Genomic DNA, 21,283 nt, shown 5'->3' with positions numbered 1-21,283 from the left:
TAAAGAGTCAGGCCACAGGTCTGGCTTTTTTGATATCCTAACAACTTACGGAACGAGACAATTTCTCTATTCTTGTGCTATAATAAAAGTTATGACTAATGAATTTCACCATGTAACCGTTCTTTTGCACGAAACTGTTGATATGCTTGATATCAAGCCCGATGGCATCTATGTAGATGCGACTTTGGGTGGCGCAGGACATTCATCTTATCTTTTGTCACAATTGTCTGAAAAGGGACATTTGTATTGCTTTGATCAAGACCAAAAGGCTATTGATAATGCTCAAGTGCGTCTCAAGGACTATATTGATAAGGGCATGGTGACCTTCATTAAGGATAATTTCCGTAATCTCAAGTCCAACCTTGAAGCCATGGGGGTGTCTGAAATTGATGGCATTCTCTATGACTTGGGTGTCTCTAGCCCACAGTTGGATGAGCGTGAGCGTGGTTTCTCCTATAAACAGGATGCCAAGCTAGATATGCGTATGAATGAGGAGGCGAGTCTGACCGCTTATGATGTGGTCAATACCTATCCTTACAACGATTTGGTGCGCATTTTCTTCAAGTATGGTGAGGACAAGTTCTCTAAACAAATTGCACGTAAGATTGAACAGGCCCGTCAGGTTAAACCAATTGAGACCACGACGGAACTGGCGGAAATCATTAAATCAGCTAAGCCTGCTAAGGAATTGAAGAAGAAGGGCCATCCAGCCAAGCAAATTTTCCAAGCTATTCGTATCGAAGTGAACGATGAGCTTGGTGCTGCGGATGAGTCTATTCAAGAGGCCTTGGATTTACTTGCTGTGGATGGTCGTATTTCGGTCATTACCTTCCACTCTTTGGAGGATCGACTGACTAAACAGCTTTTCAAGGAAGCTAGTACGGTAGACGTGCCTAAAGGTCTGCCCTTTATTCCTGAAGACCTCCAACCTAAGGTAGCCTTAGTTAATCGCAAGCCAATCCTACCTAGTCAGGAAGAATTAGAAGCTAATAACCGCTCGCATTCTGCTAAATTGCGTGTGGCTAAAAAAATCAGGAAATAATTATGGAAAATAAGGAACATCAGATTGTCAATAGAGCCATTAGAAACCATATTCGTTTTATGACGCGTATGGAAAAGGCTTTCTATTCGGCAATTGTTTTGACAGCTATTGTGATGAGTATCGCAGTTGTATTTTTACAAGGGCGTAATCAGGCTATCAAGCAACAAATCACAGACCTTAATAGCAAGATTAGTGATGAAAAAACAGAGCTTAACAATGCTAAGCAGGCGGTTAATGAGTTGACTAACTCTGACCGTATTAAAGAGATTGCTAATAAGGCAGGCCTGTCTATTAATAACGATAGTATTAAGAGTGTGAGGTAACCAATGAACAGATTAAGAAAACTTAAACATTTATTTCTAAACTATGTCGTTAGGGATAGGCGAAAGCCAGCCCAGAATCGACAGCACGTTGGTCAGAACCTTATGGTTCTCAGCATCTTTATCTTTTTCGTCTTTATTATCAACTTTGTGGTGATTATCGGGGCAGACAGTAAGTTTGGTGTCGATTTGTCGACCCAGGCTGCTAAATCTTATAACACTAAGACCACAGTGGCTGCCAAGCGTGGGACGATTTACGACCGAAATGGAAATGTTTTGGCTGAGGATTCAACCAGTTATGCCATTTACGCTATCGTGTCGACCAGCTATGTGTCAGCGACTCAAGAAAAACTCTATGTCCAAGATAGTCAGTTTGACAAAGTTGCTGATATTTTAAAGGATAAGCTAGGAATTGAAAAGAGTGATTCCTTGGCCCAATTGCGTACTAAGGGTGCCTACCAGGTTTCCTTTGGACTAAAGGGGAAGGGAATTACCTACTCTGTTAAAGAAGAACTAGAAAAAGCCTTTAAAGATGCGGGAATTAAGGGGATGGCCTTTGAAGCAACAACGTCACGAATGTATCCTAATGGAACCTTCGCGTCAGAGTTTCTTGGTCGTGCCGAAGCTGTTGAAAATAAAAAAGACGGCTCATATTCTTTGATTGGTCAAACTGGTTTGGAGCGCTCGCTCAATAGCCTCTTGACTGGAACAGATGGAGAGGCCATTTATGAGAAGGATAAAAACGGTAATACGCTTCTAGGTACGGAAACCATTACCAAGGAAGCTATCGATGGTAAGAACATCTATACAACCTTGTCAGCGCCTCTTCAAACCTTCCTAGAAACGCAGATGGATACCTTTATGGAGCAGACGCAAGGGGTAAATGCTTCAGCGACAGTTGTTAATGCTAAGACAGGTGAGATTCTTGCGACGACACAACGTCCAACCTATAATTCTGATACCCTTGAGGGACAGGCTAAGAAGAATTATGACTGGGTTAACCGTCTTTACGAAGCCCAGTATGAGCCTGGTTCAACCATGAAGGTTATGCTCTTGTCAGCTGCTATTAACAATGGAAGCTTCAATCCGAATGCGACCTTCAGTAATGCTAATGGTATTAAGGTTGACGACGTTGAAATTAATGACTGGTCAATCAATGAAGGTATCTCAACAGGTCGTACCATGTCATTTGCCCAAGGGTTCTCTTATTCAAGTAACGTTGCTATGACCATGTTGGAACAAGAGATGGGAGACAAAGTTTGGTCTAACTACTTATCTCTTTTCAAATTTGGTCTTCCAACCCGTTTTGGGATGGTTGGTGAGTCTTCAGGGGTTGTCTCTCGAAACTCTGTTAATATAGCTCAATCATCCTTCGGACAAGGGATTTCAGTGACTCAGGTCCAAATGCTTCGAGCCTTTACCGCCATTTCAAACAACGGTATCATGTTGGAACCTCAATTTATCAAACAAGTTGCCGATGTTAACCAGGGCACAGCTCGTACAGCTAAGAAGGAAGTTATCGGTAAGCCAGTTTCTAAGCAGGCTGCCTCTGAAACGCGTAACTATATGATTTCCGTTGGTACGGATCCAGAGTTCGGTACCCTTTACAATAAATCTGAAGGGGCACCTATTATCAAGGTTGGTAACTATGATGTAGCCGTTAAGTCTGGTACGGCCCAAGTTGCCGATGAAAAGACTGGGACTTACAAAGTTGGTTCCAATGAAACCCTCAATTCAGTTGTAGCTATGGTACCTAAAGATAATCCAGAATACATCATGTATGTGACTGTTCTGGAGCCTAAGACTTGGGATAATAATTTTTATGCGACTGTGGTTAACCCGGTTTTGGAAGAAGCCATGTCTATGGGAGACACCCTAGATACTTCTATGTCTGAAGGTAGTGAAAAGACCGAGGAAACGAGTTATCAAACCGGCGATATTATCGGTAAGAGTCCAGGTGAGACAGCTAACACCCTTCGTCAAAACTTGATTCATCCGATTGTTCTGGGGGTTGGTGATAAGATTGAGAAGGTTTCTGTAGATGCCAAAGCTAATATCAAGGCTAATGAACAGATTCTTATCATGACCAATGACTTCACAGAACTTCCAGACATGTATGGTTGGACCAAGAAGAACGTTGAAACCTTTGCTAAATGGAAAGGCATTAAAATTACTTATAAGGGTGGCAAGTCAGGGACTGTTACCAAACAAAGTGTTGCGGCAGGAAAAGCCCTGTCTAAAACCAAGAAGATTACCATTACTTTAGGAGACTAAGATGACTATGAGTCTGATAGCAGGTGTGGCCGCCTTTGTGTTGACGGTGCTCGCCATGCCTCACTTTATTACTTACTACAAAATCAAGAAAATCGGTGGCCAACAAATGCATGAAGATGTGAAGCAGCATTTGGCTAAGGCTGGAACACCAACTATGGGAGGGACAGTCTTCCTAGTGGTTGCCATCTTGGTTAGCTTGATTTTTAACTTCCACGTCTTTAGCGAGGGCCACCAAGCCTATGGTGCTACAGTAGGGATTCTCTTTGTAATTTTGATTTATGGAATTATCGGCTTCCTTGATGATTTCCTTAAGATTTTCCGTCAAATCAATGAGGGACTTAAACCTTGGCAAAAGATGGCCTTGCAGATTATTGCGGGTTTGCTTTTCTACTTTATCCACGTACTCCCTAGTGGGACAGATAGCCTAGCTATTGGTGGGTTAACCATTCACCTCGGTGTCTTTTATGTTCTCTTTGTCCTATTCTGGATTGTCGGTTTCTCAAATGCTGTGAACTTGACAGACGGTATTGATGGTTTAGCTTCTATCTCTGTGGTTATCAGCTTGATTGCCTATGGGATTATCGCTTTTGTCAAGGGTGAGTTCGCTATCTTGACTATCATTATCACTATGATTGGGGCACTTCTTGGCTTCTTCGTCTTTAACCACAAGCCAGCCAAGGTCTTTATGGGAGATGTCGGTTCCTTGTCACTTGGAGCTATGCTTGCGGTTATCTCTATTGCCCTACGTGTAGAGTGGACCCTACTCTTGATTGGTGTGGTTTATGTTTTTGAGACAGCTTCTGTCATGCTACAGGTCAGCTATTTCAAATACACTAAGCGTAAGTATGGAGAAGGTCGTCGTATCTTCCGTATGACACCATTCCACCATCACCTCGAATTGGGTGGTCTTTCAGGTAAGGGTGACAAATGGTCAGAGTGGAAGGTTGATGCTTTCCTTTGGGCAGTTGGAGCGCTTGCAAGTGCCATTACCCTTTGGATGGTTCTTGGAAACGTTATGAAATAAATGAAAAGAGCAGAAATGCTCTTTTTTTGTTATAATGATAAGGATAGACTAGATAGAAAAGAAGTAAGTAAACATGTCATTTAAAGATTTTAATTTTAAAACATTTATTCAGGAGGCTCTTGATGAGATTAAGTTTAAGGAGCCGACGCCTGTTCAACAGAAATTGATTCCTGTAGTCCGTTCAGGTCGTGATTTGGTTGGTGAATCAAAGACGGGTTCAGGGAAAACACATACCTTCCTCTTGCCAATTTTTGAGAAACTCAATCCAAAGAGTGGCGATGTTCAGGTTGTTATTACAGCACCATCACGTGAATTGGCGACACAAATTTACCAAGCGACAAAACAAATTGCCAAACACTCTGAGACAGAAATTCGTGTGGTCAACTATGTGGGTGGTACAGACAAGCAACGTCAGATTGAGAAACTCAAGGTAGCACAACCTCATATTGTTATCGGGACACCAGGTCGTATTTATGACCTAGTTAAGTCTGGGGACTTGGCTATTCACAAGGCCCATACCTTTGTTGTTGACGAAGCTGATATGACCATGGATATGGGATTCTTGGATACTGTAGACAAGATTGCGGCAAGTCTGCCTAAGGAAGTTCAAATTTTGGTCTTCTCAGCAACCATTCCTCAAAAATTGCAACCATTCTTGAAGAAATATTTGACCAATCCAGTCATGGAACAAATCAAAACTTCAACAGTTATTGCAGACACCATTGATAACTGGTTGGTATCTACCAAGGGGCGCAACAAGAATGAGCAGATTCTTGAGATGCTTAAGGGAATGCAGCCATATTTGGCAATGATTTTCGTTAATACCAAGGAACGTGCAGACGATTTGCACAGCTACCTAGTGTCAAATGGTCTTAAGGTTGCCAAAATTCATGGAGGTATTCCACCACGTGAGCGTAAGCGTATCATGAATCAAGTCAAGAAGCTTGATTTTGAGTACATTGTAGCGACTGACCTTGCAGCGCGTGGGATTGATATTGAAGGGGTTAGCCATGTTATCAATGATGCTATCCCTCAAGATTTGTCCTTCTTTGTTCACCGTGTAGGGCGTACAGGACGTAATGGTTTGTCAGGAACAGCCATTACCCTTTATCAACCAAGTGACGACTCCGATATTCGTGAGCTTGAAAAGATGGGGATTACCTTTGACCCTAAAGTCTATAAGGACGGCGAGTTTCAAGATACCTATGACCGTGACCGTCGTGCCAACCGTGAAAAAGCCTATCAAAAACTTGATACGGAAATGATCGGTTTGGTTAAGAAGAAAAAGAAAAAAATCAAGCCTGGCTACAAGAAGAAAATTCAGTGGAAGGTTGACGAAAAACGCAAACGTGAACGTCGTGCGGCTAACCGTGCTAAGGGGCGTGCTGAGCGTAAAGCTAAGAAGCAAAGCTTCTAAGCATTGGCTTCTAGGTGAGAGCAAATTTTAATTTAAAAATTCAAAAGGTTGAAACCAAAGTGTTTCAGCTTTTTTGATTATTATCAAACTTTTTGGAAACTCAAAAGACCTTATTTAGTTTGAAGATATATTTTTCTTTTGAGCCTAAGGTCTCAAAACTTCCCAACGCTTATGACTACAAAGTCTTAGTCGTCATTATCACAGCGACAAGTCTCAGTATATGCTCACTACACTCGCAAAATAATTGGCTGTCTTAAGAACTGAAACTATGACAGATTTTAAATAGTTTTATCACAGACATTTTTAAGAAGCTTTCCGTTTAAAGTAAAATAATGTGTAAGTTTGAGGTTATTAGTTGAGTCAACTCTCAAAATCAGGTAGTGACATTTATGTCACTACTTTTTTGTTGGCTTTCTATCTATAATACAATCATAGCTTTTGAGAAAAGGCTAAAAAATATTTTAAAGGAGGTTGTTTTAATGACAACACAAATCATTAACAATTTTAACTCACTTAATTCCGAAGATCTTTCTACTGTTAAGGGTGGAGCATGTAGTTTTTGGGGAGCTACAGCTGCCGTAGGCGTCGGGGCTGTTGGAGGAGCCATTAAAGGTGGTATTCAAACAGGTACTTGGCAAGGTGCAGCCTTAAAGGGTATTGGTTATGGTATTAAAGATGGGATTACTTATGGACTTATTTGTCGTTATTAGGCGATTACTGAGTCAATTTTTTGGCCAAATAGTACTTGCTCTCCTAATTTATGGGCTTATATTCTTTGCTTGGCAACACTTTAGAGGAGAAATTTTTTCAATTGTGTGCATCTATGTCAGTATATCCCTAGCAGATGACGTCTATCATCTCGCAGAAGAATATGTTAAAAAGAAAGTTAACTAGGAATACGTTCCTGTTTGAAAAATAGCATGTAAAAACTTGGCAAAATGATTGTCAAGTTTTTTTATAGCAAAAGTGCTACAATAGGAGTCATGAAAGACACGATTCGAATTCTTCATATTAATGATTTACACTCTCATTTTGAACAGTATCCACAACTCAAGCGAGCTGTGGATGATTTGAGTCAGACAGATAGAGAGCTGATTAAGGTAGATCTTGGGGACAATGTGGATAAGTCCCATCCCTTATCTGATGCGACAGCCGGGCGTTTTAATGTAGCCCTGATGAATGAGTTGGGGATAGACTATGCGACTATTGGAAATAATGAGGGGATAGGTCTGGCCAAGGAGGAGCTAGACTGTCTTTATGAGCAGGCTAAGTTTCAGCTGATCATAGGAAATCTCAAGGATGAAGGGAGACAGCCTGAATGGGCTAAGCCCTATCTTATCCACAAAACTAAAGCAGGTACAAACATTGCTTTCTTGGCCTACACCTTCCCATATTACATTACCTATGCTCCCAATGGTTGGCAGGTGTTAGAGCCTATGGCTAGGTTGGAAGAGGATTTGGCTCGTCCTGAGGTAAAGGATGCAGATATAGTCGTCGTTCTTAGCCACCTAGGTGTACGTTATGATGAGCAGATTGCAGAGACTTATCCACAGGTAAACCTTGTCATCGGGAGCCACACGCATCACCTTTTTGAAGAGGGGAAATTAGTCAATGAAACCTATTTGGCAGCTGCTGACAGATATGGCTATTATCTTGGCTGTATTGACCTTACTGTGGAAAATGGGCGATTGATAGAATGTCAGATTGAGGCTATCCCCACCAAGTCCTACATCTTGGATTTAGACAAGGAGGACGAAACCTTTATCAAGGCTATGCGTGAGGAAGGCCATCGTCGTTTAGCTCAGAAAAAAGTAGCTAATCTAGGTCGAGAACTAGATTTTGATGAGACCTGTCAATTGGTTTTACAGGCTGTTTGTCAGGAGACCGATAGCCAATTAACGCTTTTAAATACTGGACTTATCATGAAAACACTAGGTCCTCAAGTGACCATGGCAGACCTGCAAGAAGCCCTTCCTCACCAGATGCGGATGGCACGTCTAGTCGTGACAGGACAAGAACTCAAAGAAATCTGTCAGGAAGTTTTTACTAAGGCTGAACTCCTTAAAAATCAAGCTATTAAAGGTATGGGATTCAGAGGGAAGACATTTGGTGAAGTAATCACAGGGAATTTTGCTTACAAAAACGGTAATTTGTTGTATAATAGAAGGGTTGTAGATTCCAATGAGAAGTTTAGTTTGGTCCTTGTGGACCAGTACTACTTTGCTTCTTATTTCCCTACAATTAAGGAAAAGGAAGTTACTCTTCTTTTTCCAGATTTGTTAAGGGAACTTGTGGCCAAGTATTTAGGAAAAAATGGTGCCAATTGGGATAAGATATAGAGACATTATTACAGCATCAGGATAGAAAATAAGAGAGAGCAGAAAGGATGGCACATGCGTAAAGAAATCTTGCCAGAAATGTTTAATTATAATAAATATCCAGGGCCAGACTTTGTGTATGTGGCTGATCTTCTGAAATCAGATGCCTGTCAGTTTACAGTTCTTGAAAATCACAAGGATGCTTTAGACGCTACCCGCTTTGGGCAACGTTTTTCTGAAATCATGCTCAAGTATGATTATATCGTTGGGGACTGGTCTAATGATCAGCTTCGTCTTAAGGGATTTTACGAGGACGAGCGCCCTAATACGCGTAAGACAGACCGCATTAGCCGATTGTCAGAGTATTTGCGTGAATACTGTGCCTTTGGTTGCGCCTACTTTATTTTGAAAAATGAAGAGCCGCAATTAATCGTCTTTGAAGAGGAGACGGAGCCTCGTCGCAAGCGCCGTCGTTCTAATAATCGTCGTAATTCTTCTCAGGAATCTAGAGATAGAGAGCGCAATGCTTCTCAAAAGAATAAGGGGCAAAAAGCTTCTGCTAAGCAAAAGCCAGACAAGTCCAAACGAAGAGATAGGGATCAAGAGGGTCCAAGCTTTGAGAAAATCAAGCGTCGCCCTAAGTTCAAATCTAGATCCGAGGACGGTGGTCGTGAGCGTAAGCCTAACTTCAAGAAGAGTCAGAAGCAAGCTCCAAAATCTAAAGGTCAAAACACCCCATCGAAGAAACAAAGCCAGACCAAGTCAGATGGTCAGCATTTCACAATCAGAAAAAAAGGAAATTAAACTATGTCAGAAGTAACAACACAAGCAAAACCAGAACGCCGTAAACGTCAGAAGTTAGAGGATATGGAAGGCTACAAACCTTCTATTTATGGTCTTACTCGTGATGAGTTGATTGATTGGGCTATGGAACACGGTGAAAAGAAATTCCGTGCTACTCAAATTTGGGATTGGCTCTACAAGAAGCGTGTGCAATCTTTCGAAGAAATGACCAACATTTCTAAGGATTTCATTGCTAAATTGAATGAGAATTTCTGTGTGAACCCATTGAAACAACGTATCGTTCAAGAATCTAAAGATGGTACCGTTAAATATCTTTTTGAATTGCCAGATGGTATGTTGATTGAGACGGTTTTGATGCGTCAACACTATGGTTTGTCTGTCTGTGTGACAACTCAGGTTGGATGTAACATCGGTTGTACTTTCTGTGCCAGTGGTTTGATTAAGAAACAACGTGACTTGACTGCTGGTGAGATTGTGGCGCAAATCATGTTGGTACAAAAATACTTTGATGACCGTGGCGACGGTGAACGTGTCAGCCACGTGGTTGTTATGGGTATCGGTGAGCCATTTGATAACTATGACAATGTGCTTCGCTTCTTGCGTACCATTAACAATGACAATGGTCTTGCCATTGGAGCGCGTCACATTACCGTGTCAACATCTGGTTTGGCACCAAAAATCAAGGAATTTGCTAACGAAGGTGTTCAAGTTAACCTTGCCGTATCACTTCACGCACCTAACAATGACCTTCGTTCAAGCATCATGCGTATCAACCGCTCATTCCCACTTGAAAAACTCTTTGAAGCTATCGAGTATTACATCCAAACAACCAACCGTCGTGTAACTTTTGAGTATATCATGCTTAATGAGGTCAATGACCATCCTGAAAATGCACAAGAGTTGGCTGATTTGACTAAGAAAATCCGTAAGTTGTCATATATCAACTTGATTCCGTATAACCCAGTATCAGAGCACGACCAATATAGCCGTTCAACGAAAGAACGTGTGGCGGCCTTCTACGATGTGCTCAAGAAAAATGGGGTTAACTGCGTGGTTCGTCAAGAGCACGGTACAGATATCGATGCTGCTTGTGGACAATTGCGTTCAAACACTATGAAACGCGACCGTCAAAAGGCAGTGGCAGAAGCTTCTGGTAAATCAGAAGGTAAGTAAGATGTTTCAGCTTAAGACTTGGGTAGATAAGGATGGAGAACTAACACCAAAAGGAAGAAAGCTAAGCCTAGTTTTGGTCTGTGCTTATCTCCTTTGTTTAGTGCTCCTGTGTTGGACACCCCAGTACGGGCTAGTTGAAGGTGTTGAAACCCCTGGTATTCAACATTTTGGTCGTGTCGTGGTCCTATTAACCCCATTCAATAGTTTGACTAACTTTTATCAGCTAGATAGTCTTAAAGAGATTGTCTTTGTGCTTGGGCAAAATGTGACCAACATTTTCTTGCTGAGTCCGCTGATTTTAGGGCTTTTAGCCTTGTACCCCAGATTCAGGTCTTGGAAAAAGGTCCTTTTAGCGACCTTTGTCATGTCTTTGACGATTGAGGTTGGACAAGTCATTCTAGACCTTCTCATTGATGCTAATCGTGTCTTTGAGTTAGATGATTTATGGACCAATACTTTAGGAGGTTTGCTGGCATTAGCTGCCTACCGCCTCCTTGTGAAACTGATTCAAACGCATTTTAAAGAGTAAAAAACCTGGGAGCCTATGTGTCCCAGGTTTCACTTATTTTCTATCATACAAATACAACACATTCAAAAGAGGGAAAAATGAATAAACACGTTTGGAGAAACAATGAAACACTTAATGATGACAGTAGTCACCGTATTAACGTTAGGAGTAACAATGACGATGGTTAAGGCAGATACTTATCAAAGTGGTCGTGATGCCGATATCATGCGAGAAAGAGGACAGGTTTGGAATTATTCTGAGCCTAAGAGAGAGCCTCAATTAGCCAACTACAACACCGATGGTCGCTATCTCAGTGAGGCTACTAACTTTGAATTGTACAATTTTGTCAGAGAGTATAAGACATCTGATGAAATCAGACGCATTTGGAGCCCTAAGAAAGATGAATCAGTTATCCATGATAAGGATAGTTACTCTATGGATGGTGGGAACAAGGTATATAATTTTGATTCCTTTGCTTATCAATTACCAGAGTCTACTGATTTTGGGAAGTTATCTTATATTGGTCACTTTCAGTTAGAAGATGGGACAATCTATCGCTATTGGAAGTAACCTTTTCATGAGAGACTGATACGAGGTCTATCATAACCATTTGTAAGGATAGGAGGAGTAACTTGTCTTTTAAAGAATCAATCATTGCAAAACTTTGGTGGTTTTTCAAGTTGGAAAAGCGCCGTTATATTGTCGGAATTTTGGCACTGAGTCTGGTTTCGGTTCTCAATCTGATTCCTCCTATGGTTATGGGACGGGTCATTGATGCTATCACATCGGGAAAATTGACCAATCAGATCTTGCTTCTGAATCTCGTTTATTTGCTTTTGGCAGCTCTGGGGATGTACTATTTACGCTATGTTTGGCGCATGTATATCTTGGCGACTTCTTACCGCTTAGGCCAGATTATGCGTTCACGCCTTTTTGAGCATTTTACCAAGATGTCGCCTTCTTTTTATCAAAAGTACCGAACTGGGGACCTCATGGCCCATGCAACCAATGATATCAACTCTTTAACCCGCTTGGCTGGCGGGGGTGTCATGTCAGCCGTGGATGCCTCTATCACAGCCTTGGTAACCCTAATCACCATGTTCTTCAGCATTTCCTGGCAGATGACACTGGTGGCTGTCTTACCCCTCCCCTTCATGGCTTTTGCGACCAGTCGTTTGGGCCGTAAGACCCATAAAGCTTTTGGAGAGTCCCAGGCAGCCTTTTCAGAACTTAATAATAAGGTTCAAGAGTCGGTATCAGGAATCAAGGTAACCAAGTCTTTTGGCTACCAGGAGGCTGAGCTTCAGTCCTTCCAAGAGACCAATAAGATGACCTTTAAAAAGAATATGCATACCATGAAGTATGATAGCCTTTTTGATCCTTTGGTCTTACTCTTTGTTGGCTCATCCTATGTTTTGACCCTTCTTGTCGGTGCCTTTATGATTCAGGCTGGTCAGATAACGGTCGGAAATTTGGTAACCTTCATTACCTATTTGGACATGCTGGTTTGGCCTCTGATGGCCATTGGCTTCCTCTTTAATATCACACAGAGGGGAAATGTGTCCTACCAACGTATTGAAACTCTTCTGGAGCAGGAATCAGATGTTCAAGATCCTGCGCACCCTCTCCCAAGTATTGAAAATGGTCGCCTAGAATATGCGATTGACCGCTTTGCCTTTGAGGATAAGGATACTTTGAGAGATATTCATTTCACCTTGAACAAGGGGCAAACCCTTGGCTTGGTTGGGCAGACTGGTTCAGGAAAGACCGCCCTTGTCAAGTTGCTCTTGCGGGAGCACGATGTTAATCAAGGAGCCATCTATTTGAATGGTCATAACATCCGAGATTATCGCCTATCAGACTTGCGTAGCTTGATGGGCTATGTTCCTCAAGACCAGTTTCTCTTTGCTAGTTCCATTTTAGACAATGTCCGCTTTGGTAATCCTGATCTCTCCTTTGACAAGGTAGAAGAAGCGACTAAGTTGGCTCAAGTTTATGATGACATCAAGGATATGCCTGAAGGTTTTGAAACGATCATTGGTGAAAAGGGTGTCAGCCTATCAGGCGGTCAAAAACAACGTCTGGCCATGAGTCGGGCCATGATTTTGGATCCAGATATTTTGATTTTGGACGACTCTCTATCGGCAGTGGACGCCAAGACAGAACATGCTATTATTGACAATCTCAAACATACCCGTAAGGACAAGACGACTATCATTACCGCCCATCGTTTGAGTGCGGTGGTGCACGCTGACCTTATCTTAGTCATGCAGGATGGTCGTATCATTGAACGTGGCCGTCATGAGGATTTGCTAGCTCAGGGTGGTTGGTATGCCAAGACCTATGAGTCTCAACAGTTAGAAATGGAAGGAGGAGAAGATGATGCCTAATCAAAACCAATGGTCTGTGTTTAAGCGTCTCTTGACCTATCTCAAGCCTTACAAATTCTTGACCTTTCTAGCTTTAGCCTTCCTCTTGTCCACAACGGTTATCAAGAGTATTATTCCCCTTGTGGCCTCTTATTTTATCGACCACTATCTTCATGATATGAATCATGCAGCAAGCTTAATTCTGATTGTTTACTATGGTCTTTATCTCTTGCAGACGCTAGTCCAGTATTTGGGAAATCTCTTTTTTGCGCGTGTGTCCTACAGTATTGTCAGGGATATTCGCCGGGATGCCTTTGCCAATATGGAGAAACTGGGTATGTCTTACTTTGACAAAACTCCAGCAGGCTCTATCGTTTCTCGCTTGACCAATGATACAGAGACTATTAGTGAGATGTTCTCAGGGCTTCTGTCTAGCTTTATTTCGGCTATCTTTATCTTTGTTACTACCCTTTACACCATGATGATGTTGGACATTCGTCTGACCGGGCTTATTGTGCTCTTTCTTCCCCTGATTGTCCTTTTGGTTAACCTTTACCGAAAAAAATCAGTGGTAATCATTGAAAAGACCAGAGCCTTACTTTCAGATATAAATGCCAAACTGTCAGAGAGTATCGAAGGGATTCGCATCATTCAGGCCTTTAACCAAGAGAAACGCCTTAAAAAAGAGTTTGATGCCATTAATGAGGAACACCTGATTTATGCTAGCCGTTCCATGTCACTGGATTCTCTCTTTCTACGCCCAGCCATGAGCTTACTGAAGCTCCTGGGCTATGCTGTTCTCATGGCTTATTTTGGCTATCGTGGCATCTATCTGGGTATCACAGCGGGGACCATGTATGCCTTTATCCAGTACATTAACCGTCTCTTTGATCCCTTGATTGAAGTGACGCAAAACTTCTCAACCTTGCAAACTTCTATGGTCTCAGCCGGTCGGGTCTTTGCCTTGATTGACGAGCGCACCTATGAACCTGAGCAGAGAGATACAGATGCCAAGGTTACTGAGGGGAATATTCGCTTTGAAAATGTCTCCTTCTCCTATGATGGCAAGCACCAGATTTTGGATAATATTTCCTTCTCTGTCAATAAAGGTGAAACCATCGCCTTTGTCGGTTCTACAGGTTCCGGAAAATCCTCTATTATCAACGTGTTCATGCGTTTCTATGAGTTTCAATCAGGGCGAGTTCTTCTTGACGGTGTGGATATTCGCGATTATAGTCAGTCAGAGTTGCGTAAGAACATTGGTCTTGTTCTTCAGGAACCCTTTCTCTATCATGGTACAGTCAAATCCAATATTGCCATGTATCAGGATTTAACTGATGAAGAGATTAAAGCGGCCGCTGAGTTTGTGGATGCCAATCACTTTATCGACAAACTTCCAGAAGGCTACGATGCTCCAGTTTCTGAACGAGGTTCAAGTTTTTCAACCGGCCAACGCCAACTTCTAGCCTTTGCTAGGACCGTTGCTAGCCAGCCTAAGATTTTGATTCTGGATGAAGCGACAGCCAATATTGATTCAGAGACAGAGGCTATTGTCCAAAATTCTCTAGCAAAAATGCGTCAAGGACGCACAACTATTGCCATTGCCCACCGCCTATCGACAATCCAAGATGCCAACTGCATCTATGTCTTAGACAAGGGCCGCATCATCGAACACGGTAGCCACGAGGAGCTCCTAGCCCTCGGTGGCACCTACCACAAGATGTACAGCCTACAAGCAGGTGCAATGGAAGGAGAGTAAGCTAGTCTGGACCATAGATTCTATATTCGAAAAAATTTCTTAAAAATCAAAATCGAGTGGTGACATTTATGTCACTACTTTTTTGTTGTCTTCCACCCTATAATAAAACCATAGCTTGAGAGAAAAAAGCTAAAAAATAATATTTTAGGAGGTTGTTAGAATGACAACACAAACAATTAACACTTTTGAAACACTCGATCTTGAGGCACTTGCAAACGTTGAAGGTGGCGGATGTAGTTGGGGTGGTTTTGCTAGACAAGGAGTATCCTCTGGAGTTAGTAGTGGCTTACAATTAGGTATTAAAACACGCACTTGGCAAGGCGCTGTCGCAGGAGCAGCCGGGGGTGCTATCATAGGTGGTGTTGGTTACGGAGCGACATGTTGGTGGTGATGGCTTATGTTTGATTTGAAAAGTTATATTTTAGGGATGGTTTTCATGGCTGTGATGAGTTTTTTAGATAAGCCTATTATGTCATTTCTTGAAAAACACAAAGCTACCAATTCCGCTAAAAAGAAATCTTAATTAAGATACCTTGTCAATTGCTAGTCTGTGAATAGCATGTGAATAGTGGTTGAAAATTTCGATATAAAAGAAGAGGTATTTGTACTTATGACTAAAAAACGCCTAGTGTCTCTAATGATGTCTATGGGCTTCATCCTTGTTGCCTTACATAACTTGGGAGAAAAACTGAGTATTGGACTTCAATGTTTAAATCTTATTGGGTTATGTTTATTTCTCTTTCTTATGTGTACGATTATCAAGGATATAAGGTCAGACAAGTAGTGACATTTATGTCACTACTTTTTTATCGGCTTCCAATCTATAATATAATTCATAGCTTGTGCACAGATAGCTAAAAACACTTTAAGGAGAAAAGTATGTTCAAAAACTCAAAACCGTATTTACTGGCTACCATTCTCATCGGAATGGGCCTCGCTAATCTATTTAGAAGTTTGGATGCAGTCCACCATACCATTAACTTGTTGGGGCTAACCTTGCTTCTTTATAGTCTGCTTTTTAAAAAATGGGCACAGTTTAAAAAGTAACCTTTTGTCCCTTTGAACGTGAGGTGCTTGCAAATGCTTATTTTTGATGTTCCCGAAGTAAAATTATTCTTGCTAATGATAGCGGAAATTGTATTATATTTGATTGCTTTTCTTTGTAATAGAAAAAACAAAGATATGTATATTCGCTTATTTAAAGTATCAGTACTAATGACGCTATTGTATTACATCTCCAGTAGAATTTAATCGCTAAGGTCTTTTTTGAGATCTTACAGCAGTATAAAAAAATACAGAAAGGAATAGAGTTTAATGTAATAGCTTATTCAGTTTACAAGACTGACTGTGGTTATTCATAGCTTAATTGTTTTATCATGAAGTTAAAGAATATTAGTTCGAGAGTGTTGCGATTTTTTAGGACAATCACTGCTGCCTTGGCAGTTTTCCTTATAAGTACCAGTATTTCTCTCTACAAAAGCAAGACCTCTCCAGAGATTTGGTTAGCAGTCGGAGCACTAGCTTTAGTAGTCATTTTTGTTAATGGACTGCTCTACCGTTTGCTTAAGAAACGTCCAGATTCAGTAAATCCGTTAACAATACGGCAGTCCTTCATTGTCTTTCTTGTCATCTCATTTCTTGTGCTTTGTGTAGAGTTTTACACATTACTAACATTCAGTGATACCACAGACCGTATAGTACTAGCCGTATTAATGCTTTTGTTAATTCTCTGTGATTTTCTAGCTTACTTGCAAGTCAAAAAATATTTTAAAAGATAGAAAATATAGTAACCATTTGTGACATTATTCAATTTACGTTGCATAAAGTGCATAAAAGCGCTATAATAAGAAAGTAATTAATGAAAAATGTGAAAATTAGAGTAAGGTTTCTATTGAAACAATCGCTTATTTCTAGAAAATACATAAAATTTATCGTGCAAGCTATCTTGGCTGTCTGTATTCAATGTGTGATAACATTTTTCTGGCATCAAGAAAGGACATTTTTATTTTACACCTTGTCACTCTATGTTTCTTTATCGCTCTCTGATGATCTTAGTCAGCTGATTTTTAGAAACGATAAGTGATGTATTTGTTTTAAGCAGCATGGAAAGTGACAGATTCGTGTCTTTAGCCATGCTAGATTCAGAATAATAGCCAATCATTCTTTAGATAACGCCCTAGTAGTTTATGTAAATGACTCTAGTAGAAAAGGAATTACCATGGTGATATTACAAAAAATTAGTTCTGCTGTGTTACGTTCGTTATGTTTCCTATCAGCAATCTTAGGAGTAGTCATTGGGAATATAGCTTTAAATCCTCTATCTAGTCAGCATCCAATCTGGATTTGGCTACCATTTAGGACCTATAGCTATTTTTTGGGACGCTGGCTTTTAAATGACTATCAGGGTGCTATACTAAAGATGTGATTGAAAAATTAGTTGAAAGAAATAAGGAGGTTTTCTTAATGACAGGACTTAAATGGTTTGCAGGAGGCAAAGAGAGACGAGAACAAGCAGTAGCTATCATCGATGAAGTAATTGAAACTATTGGAGATAAGCCAGATTATGCTGATTTGAAGCAGGTCTTGCACTCCTACCGAACGGAACTTGCAGACTCTCGTTCAGCCACTCCCTATATCTTAAGCAGGATGTCACTGGAAATATCCGAAGTGGTCAGAAAAGACCAGCTAACCTTGTCTCCCTTTATCGAGGATCGAATGGCAGAGTTGCGAAAATTGCTAGCGATTCGTTATGGCTATTGATGTCATTAGGGAGGATTTCTTGGTTTTAAGGTTGAGTTGTTCATTGAGAATTTGTCTTATTTCACTGTCTTGACTACATCATTTGTTTAAATGATATTAAAATGAATCGTAAAAATTGAAGATTAAATCTTGTTTATTTCCACACAATAAAAAAATCCCATGGGAGCTCTCATCCTGTGGGATTTTTTGCGATAAAGATTAATAAGGCAATGTCATCTGACTTTGGCTTAGGTCCACAGTTACTTCATAGTCACTATTGTCACGAATAGTGTGCTCAAAGTCTGTGGTATAGAGAACAAGTCGGAGTTTGTCGCCCTTGTTGAGTTTGTAGATGGTTGGTTGCAAGTCCAAACCGATAGTCATCCATTCATTTGGCGTAACATCCTCAATGGTAAGAAGGTCTTTACGATTTTGCAGGTTAAGGTGTCCTTTGGTAATGACACGATATTTGGCCTGCTTGAATGGTAATTCACGTAAGGCTTCTTCCTTGAAGAGACGGCCGTTATCTAAATTCATGCGTTTGAGTGCGGGAATAGGTGCGAGATACTTCTTGTCACCCATTTCTAGAACTTGGGCCGAAATAAGACCACGATTTGTGCTAGACTTAACCTTGAGCTCTAGGTGGACACGACCATTGATTTGGATGTCTTGGTCCAGTTCAAAGTCCAAGGTAATAGCATTGGCTTTGTCTGCAAAGAGGTCGTCTTTGAAGCTTTGGTAAGCTTTACCGTATTTGGTGAAGGTTTCCTCTTCGTAATTGTTAGCGATGCTAGCTTCACCCTCACCAAGCTGAATGTTTTTACCATTGTCGTGTCCAAAGTTATCGAGAACCTCCCAGGTCTGTTCAGACTGGTTGTTTTGCCAGATAAGAGTAGGCAGTGTGTAGCTGTTATTCAAACCAAGGAGTTTCTGACAAATCAAGGCGTTCATGCTTTCTCGGAAGTCAATAGACTGCCAAGCATTCATGTAAACGTGGGCACCATTGTGGAAGAAGAGGTGTTTTTCAAGAGAGTCTGGAAGAGCATTGAACATTTGATAGACGTTAATCGGCTTGACGTTCCAATCTTGGCTACCATGTGTAAAGACTACAGTAGCTTTGACACGGTCTGCGAATTTCACATAGTTGCGGTCATGCCAGAACTGGTTATAGTCTCCATGCTTACGATCAATAGCTGTGCTTAGCTCCTTAAGGTAGGCCTCGTAGTTTTTTTGGTGGCGTAGGTATTCTCCAGCTAATAGGGCACGAGAATAGGTGAACTCAGTCAAGGTATCGAGATCTTCACCAGGGTAGCCTCCAGGGCTGACGAGGAGCCCATTTTCACGATAGTAGTCGTACCAAGAAGAAATACCTGCTTCAGCGATTACCATCTCCAAACCGTCAACACCAGTTGTAGCAAGGGCGTTGGACATGGTACCTAAGTATGAAAGTCCAGTAGTAGTCACTTTACCAGAAGCCCAATCTGCAGTGATGGTATGCTGTCTGCTACGACTAGTAAAGGCGCGTGCACGACCATTGAGCCAGTCGATGACAGCTTTATAGGCCAGAACCTGTTGATAGTCTCCAGAGGTCATGAAACCTTCTGAGTTGAAGGTACCGACACCGGATACATAGATAGAGGCCACACCACGAGCTAACATGTAATCATTAAGTGTGTAGGTATCTGTGTGAGCAAAACGCTCCTGAGCCTTTGTGACAGGATTGATAGGTGTAAGGTCTGCCTCTGATACCTTGATTTCAGGTTGTCTAAGAGAGATTTTACCTACTGGTTTGACGAGCAAGTCTCCCTCCATCTTGTGGGTGAGCTTATCTGAAGCAGGCTCATTAGTCCCTTGTTGATAAGGACTTGCGGTCATCATGGCTGGAACTGGGAAGTCCACATCAGGACGTAAGATAGTCACCTTGACCAAGTCTAACTGCCCGTCTTTATCAGTATCTACAGGTGTTTCGACATAAACCACTTCACGGTGAAGCTGATTAGTGTCAAATGTTGCTAAGCTCTTACCATTAAAGAAGACGTAGTCATTACTTACAGGGATTAAATCCTGAGCTACTAACTGATCAATTAAGGTATTGCCAGACTGTGTGCGTGTTGCCAACAACTGGTGGAGATTATTAAGGCTACCATCAAAAGCGATTGGGAAGGCCATTTTCTCAAGGAAAGCAATACTGTCTGTAAAGTCTACATTAGGGACAAATCCTAGCATTTGAAGGGCTACCAAACCAAAGACGTCAGCAGTCAAAGGACGGTCTGATTGGAAGAAGGTTAGGAGGTCTGTCTCTTTATCAGCAATCCAATTTTTCAAAGCTAAATCAGTATCTTCAAAGAAAAGGAAGGACTTGCGAACAAAGGCTTCAAAATTGGCTTTGGCACTAGCATCTAGAAAGACTTCAAAGCCTAAAGAACGGAGTTCCTGACAAGCTATTTCAGGACTAACAGGGATGTAACTAAACTGATTAAATTTCATATTCAAAAACCTCAAAAATAATACGTAAACATTTCAGAAATATCTTTACATCAGACATTATACTTGATAAAATGATAGATGTCTAAATTATTGTAAAATCGAAAGGAAATAAAGAGACAAATGAATGATTTTCTAAAAGAAGCGTTCACCAGTGAATGGGTTTTGAAATACCTCACTGAGTTTATCGCGACTGCTTTTCTTGTAGCACTTGGTAATGGTGCTGTTGCCAACGTTGAGCTTACGGGAACAAAAGGTAACAAATCTGGTTGGATTGTTATCGCCCTTGGTTATGGTTTTGGTGTTATGATGCCAGCCCTTATGTTTGGTGATGTTTCTGGTAACCACATCAACCCTGCTTTCACACTTGGACTTGCTGCTTCTGGCTTGTTCTCATGGGTAGGTGTTCCTGGATACCTTATTGCCCAACTTCTCGGTGCTTTCGTAGGTCAAGCTATTGTAGTTTGGGTTCACCAACCTTACTATGTACAAACTGAGAATCCAAACAATATTCTTGGTACCTTCTCAACGATCTCAGCAGTTGACGATCATGATGACACTCCAGAAAATCGTAATCGTGCATGGGCTAACGGTTTTGTCAATGAGTTTGCAGGATCATTCCTCCTCTTCTTTGGTGCCCTTGCCTTGACTAACAACTACTTTGGTCACAAGATTGCCCAACAAGCTCTTGCTGTTGGTTACGCTAAAGAAATGGTTGAAGGACAGTTCCACGGATCACTTGAAACAGCTCACATCGGTATTGGTTTCTTGGTTGCCGCTTTGGTTCTTTCATTCGGTGGACCTACTGGACCTGCCCTTAACCCAGCTCGTGACTTGATGCCACGTCTTCTTCACCACCTCTTGCCAACATCAGTTCTTGGTGAGCACAAAGGTGATTCTAAATGGTGGTATGCATGGGTTCCAGTTGTGGCTCCAATCCTTGCAGGACTTTTGGCAGTATACTTGTTCAAGTCCCTCTACCTTTAATCAATAACAAAAAAATCTGAAGTTAGTGCTTCAGATTTTTTTACGCTAAAAATTTTGAAAGTAGC

The 21,283-nt window shown here is 41.3% G+C and carries 19 protein-coding genes; 18 read left to right on the top strand and 1 reads right to left on the bottom strand.

Features of this window, described 5'->3' with window-relative positions:
• The first annotated feature begins 91 nt into the window (after positions 1 to 91).
• From rsmH to ACYVQ1_RS06800, 17 genes are all read left to right on the top strand, one after another.
• Entirely contained in the window at positions 92 to 1,042 is a 951-nt protein-coding gene (gene rsmH, locus ACYVQ1_RS06880; protein ID WP_118184935.1) for a 16S rRNA (cytosine(1402)-N(4))-methyltransferase RsmH, read from the top strand.
• A 2-nt stretch (positions 1,043 to 1,044) separates the two neighbouring features.
• Positions 1,045 to 1,365: a cell division protein FtsL gene (gene ftsL, locus ACYVQ1_RS06875; protein ID WP_002884540.1), complete on the top strand. Its 321-nt coding sequence runs from the start codon at positions 1,045 to 1,047 to the stop codon at positions 1,363 to 1,365.
• A gap of 3 nt (positions 1,366 to 1,368) precedes the next feature.
• The gene (gene pbp2x / locus ACYVQ1_RS06870; RefSeq protein ID WP_118184933.1) at positions 1,369 to 3,636 is read left to right on the top strand and encodes a penicillin-binding protein PBP2X; all 2,268 of its coding nucleotides are present in this window, start codon (positions 1,369 to 1,371) and stop codon (positions 3,634 to 3,636) included.
• 1 nt (position 3,637) lies between these two features.
• Positions 3,638 to 4,660: a phospho-N-acetylmuramoyl-pentapeptide-transferase gene (gene mraY / locus ACYVQ1_RS06865; protein WP_014632644.1), complete on the top strand. Its 1,023-nt coding sequence runs from the start codon at positions 3,638 to 3,640 to the stop codon at positions 4,658 to 4,660.
• Between the two features lie 73 nt (positions 4,661 to 4,733).
• Positions 4,734 to 6,077 (top strand): DEAD/DEAH box helicase, encoded by a 1,344-nt coding sequence (locus tag ACYVQ1_RS06860; protein WP_014634998.1) that lies wholly within the window; start codon positions 4,734 to 4,736, stop codon positions 6,075 to 6,077.
• Positions 6,078 to 6,556: 479 nt separating this feature from the next.
• Positions 6,557 to 6,787 (top strand): Blp family class II bacteriocin, encoded by a 231-nt coding sequence (locus tag ACYVQ1_RS06855; protein ID WP_002884558.1) that lies wholly within the window; start codon positions 6,557 to 6,559, stop codon positions 6,785 to 6,787.
• 273 nt (positions 6,788 to 7,060) lie between these two features.
• Positions 7,061 to 8,416 carry a bifunctional metallophosphatase/5'-nucleotidase gene (locus ACYVQ1_RS06850; RefSeq protein ID WP_461250234.1) on the top strand — a complete coding sequence of 452 codons (1,356 nt, stop codon included), beginning with the start codon at positions 7,061 to 7,063 and terminating at the stop codon, positions 8,414 to 8,416.
• A gap of 54 nt (positions 8,417 to 8,470) precedes the next feature.
• Entirely contained in the window at positions 8,471 to 9,199 is a 729-nt protein-coding gene (locus ACYVQ1_RS06845; protein WP_014634996.1) for a YutD family protein, read from the top strand.
• Positions 9,200 to 9,262: 63 nt separating this feature from the next.
• Positions 9,263 to 10,372 (top strand): dual-specificity RNA methyltransferase RlmN, encoded by a 1,110-nt coding sequence (gene rlmN, locus ACYVQ1_RS06840; protein ID WP_096832658.1) that lies wholly within the window; start codon positions 9,263 to 9,265, stop codon positions 10,370 to 10,372.
• 1 nt (position 10,373) lies between these two features.
• Positions 10,374 to 10,901: a VanZ family protein gene (locus tag ACYVQ1_RS06835; RefSeq protein WP_270615046.1), complete on the top strand. Its 528-nt coding sequence runs from the start codon at positions 10,374 to 10,376 to the stop codon at positions 10,899 to 10,901.
• Between the two features lie 159 nt (positions 10,902 to 11,060).
• Positions 11,061 to 11,450: a hypothetical protein gene (locus tag ACYVQ1_RS06830; RefSeq protein ID WP_272131589.1), complete on the top strand. Its 390-nt coding sequence runs from the start codon at positions 11,061 to 11,063 to the stop codon at positions 11,448 to 11,450.
• Between the two features lie 62 nt (positions 11,451 to 11,512).
• A complete protein-coding gene (locus ACYVQ1_RS06825) occupies positions 11,513 to 13,270 on the top strand; it encodes an ABC transporter ATP-binding protein (RefSeq protein WP_461250233.1) in 1,758 nt (585 codons plus the stop codon).
• The gene (locus ACYVQ1_RS06820) at positions 13,260 to 15,008 is read left to right on the top strand and encodes an ABC transporter ATP-binding protein (protein ID WP_461250232.1); all 1,749 of its coding nucleotides are present in this window, start codon (positions 13,260 to 13,262) and stop codon (positions 15,006 to 15,008) included. The genes ACYVQ1_RS06825 and ACYVQ1_RS06820 overlap by 11 nt, the downstream gene beginning before the upstream one ends.
• Before the next feature lie 160 nt (positions 15,009 to 15,168).
• Positions 15,169 to 15,399: a Blp family class II bacteriocin gene (locus ACYVQ1_RS06815; RefSeq protein ID WP_461250231.1), complete on the top strand. Its 231-nt coding sequence runs from the start codon at positions 15,169 to 15,171 to the stop codon at positions 15,397 to 15,399.
• A 488-nt stretch (positions 15,400 to 15,887) separates the two neighbouring features.
• Complete coding sequence (locus tag ACYVQ1_RS06810; protein ID WP_002884432.1) at positions 15,888 to 16,055, top strand: hypothetical protein; 168 nt, start codon at positions 15,888 to 15,890, stop codon at positions 16,053 to 16,055.
• Positions 16,056 to 16,384: 329 nt separating this feature from the next.
• On the top strand, positions 16,385 to 16,786 hold the full coding sequence (locus ACYVQ1_RS06805) for a hypothetical protein (protein ID WP_461250230.1): 402 nt from the start codon (positions 16,385 to 16,387) through the stop codon (positions 16,784 to 16,786).
• A gap of 685 nt (positions 16,787 to 17,471) precedes the next feature.
• Positions 17,472 to 17,768 carry a bacteriocin immunity protein gene (locus ACYVQ1_RS06800; protein ID WP_461250229.1) on the top strand — a complete coding sequence of 99 codons (297 nt, stop codon included), beginning with the start codon at positions 17,472 to 17,474 and terminating at the stop codon, positions 17,766 to 17,768.
• 198 nt (positions 17,769 to 17,966) lie between these two features.
• Here ACYVQ1_RS06800 and ACYVQ1_RS06795 read toward each other — a convergent pair whose 3' ends face one another.
• Positions 17,967 to 20,234: a Xaa-Pro dipeptidyl-peptidase gene (locus ACYVQ1_RS06795; protein WP_461250228.1), complete on the bottom strand. Its 2,268-nt coding sequence runs from the start codon at positions 20,232 to 20,234 to the stop codon at positions 17,967 to 17,969.
• 120 nt (positions 20,235 to 20,354) lie between these two features.
• Here ACYVQ1_RS06795 and gla point away from each other — a divergent pair, with 120 nt between their 5' ends.
• The gene (gene gla, locus ACYVQ1_RS06790) at positions 20,355 to 21,218 is read left to right on the top strand and encodes an aquaglyceroporin Gla (protein ID WP_461250227.1); all 864 of its coding nucleotides are present in this window, start codon (positions 20,355 to 20,357) and stop codon (positions 21,216 to 21,218) included.
• Positions 21,219 to 21,283 lie beyond the last annotated feature (65 nt).

Source organism: Streptococcus parasalivarius, assembly GCF_054785155.1.
Note: the sequence above shows the minus strand (reverse complement) of the source record. Positions and strands in the feature narration are given on the sequence as shown.

Bases quoted from the DNA above. Each gene is read 5' to 3' on its own strand.
- rsmH (WP_118184935.1), top strand. From the start codon at position 92: ATGACTAATGAATTTCACCATGTAACCGTTCTTTTGCACGAAACTGTT.
- ftsL (WP_002884540.1), top strand. From the start codon at position 1,045: ATGGAAAATAAGGAACATCAGATTGTCAATAGAGCCATTAGAAACCAT.
- pbp2x (WP_118184933.1), top strand. From the start codon at position 1,369: ATGAACAGATTAAGAAAACTTAAACATTTATTTCTAAACTATGTCGTT.
- mraY (WP_014632644.1), top strand. From the start codon at position 3,638: ATGACTATGAGTCTGATAGCAGGTGTGGCCGCCTTTGTGTTGACGGTG.
- ACYVQ1_RS06860 (WP_014634998.1), top strand. From the start codon at position 4,734: ATGTCATTTAAAGATTTTAATTTTAAAACATTTATTCAGGAGGCTCTT.
- ACYVQ1_RS06855 (WP_002884558.1), top strand. From the start codon at position 6,557: ATGACAACACAAATCATTAACAATTTTAACTCACTTAATTCCGAAGAT.
- ACYVQ1_RS06850 (WP_461250234.1), top strand. From the start codon at position 7,061: ATGAAAGACACGATTCGAATTCTTCATATTAATGATTTACACTCTCAT.
- ACYVQ1_RS06845 (WP_014634996.1), top strand. From the start codon at position 8,471: ATGCGTAAAGAAATCTTGCCAGAAATGTTTAATTATAATAAATATCCA.
- rlmN (WP_096832658.1), top strand. From the start codon at position 9,263: ATGGAAGGCTACAAACCTTCTATTTATGGTCTTACTCGTGATGAGTTG.
- ACYVQ1_RS06835 (WP_270615046.1), top strand. From the start codon at position 10,374: ATGTTTCAGCTTAAGACTTGGGTAGATAAGGATGGAGAACTAACACCA.
- ACYVQ1_RS06830 (WP_272131589.1), top strand. From the start codon at position 11,061: ATGGTTAAGGCAGATACTTATCAAAGTGGTCGTGATGCCGATATCATG.
- ACYVQ1_RS06820 (WP_461250232.1), top strand. From the start codon at position 13,260: ATGATGCCTAATCAAAACCAATGGTCTGTGTTTAAGCGTCTCTTGACC.
- ACYVQ1_RS06815 (WP_461250231.1), top strand. From the start codon at position 15,169: ATGACAACACAAACAATTAACACTTTTGAAACACTCGATCTTGAGGCA.
- ACYVQ1_RS06810 (WP_002884432.1), top strand. From the start codon at position 15,888: ATGTTCAAAAACTCAAAACCGTATTTACTGGCTACCATTCTCATCGGA.
- ACYVQ1_RS06805 (WP_461250230.1), top strand. From the start codon at position 16,385: ATGAAGTTAAAGAATATTAGTTCGAGAGTGTTGCGATTTTTTAGGACA.
- ACYVQ1_RS06800 (WP_461250229.1), top strand. From the start codon at position 17,472: ATGACAGGACTTAAATGGTTTGCAGGAGGCAAAGAGAGACGAGAACAA.
- ACYVQ1_RS06795 (WP_461250228.1), bottom strand. From the start codon at position 20,234: ATGAAATTTAATCAGTTTAGTTACATCCCTGTTAGTCCTGAAATAGCT.
- gla (WP_461250227.1), top strand. From the start codon at position 20,355: ATGAATGATTTTCTAAAAGAAGCGTTCACCAGTGAATGGGTTTTGAAA.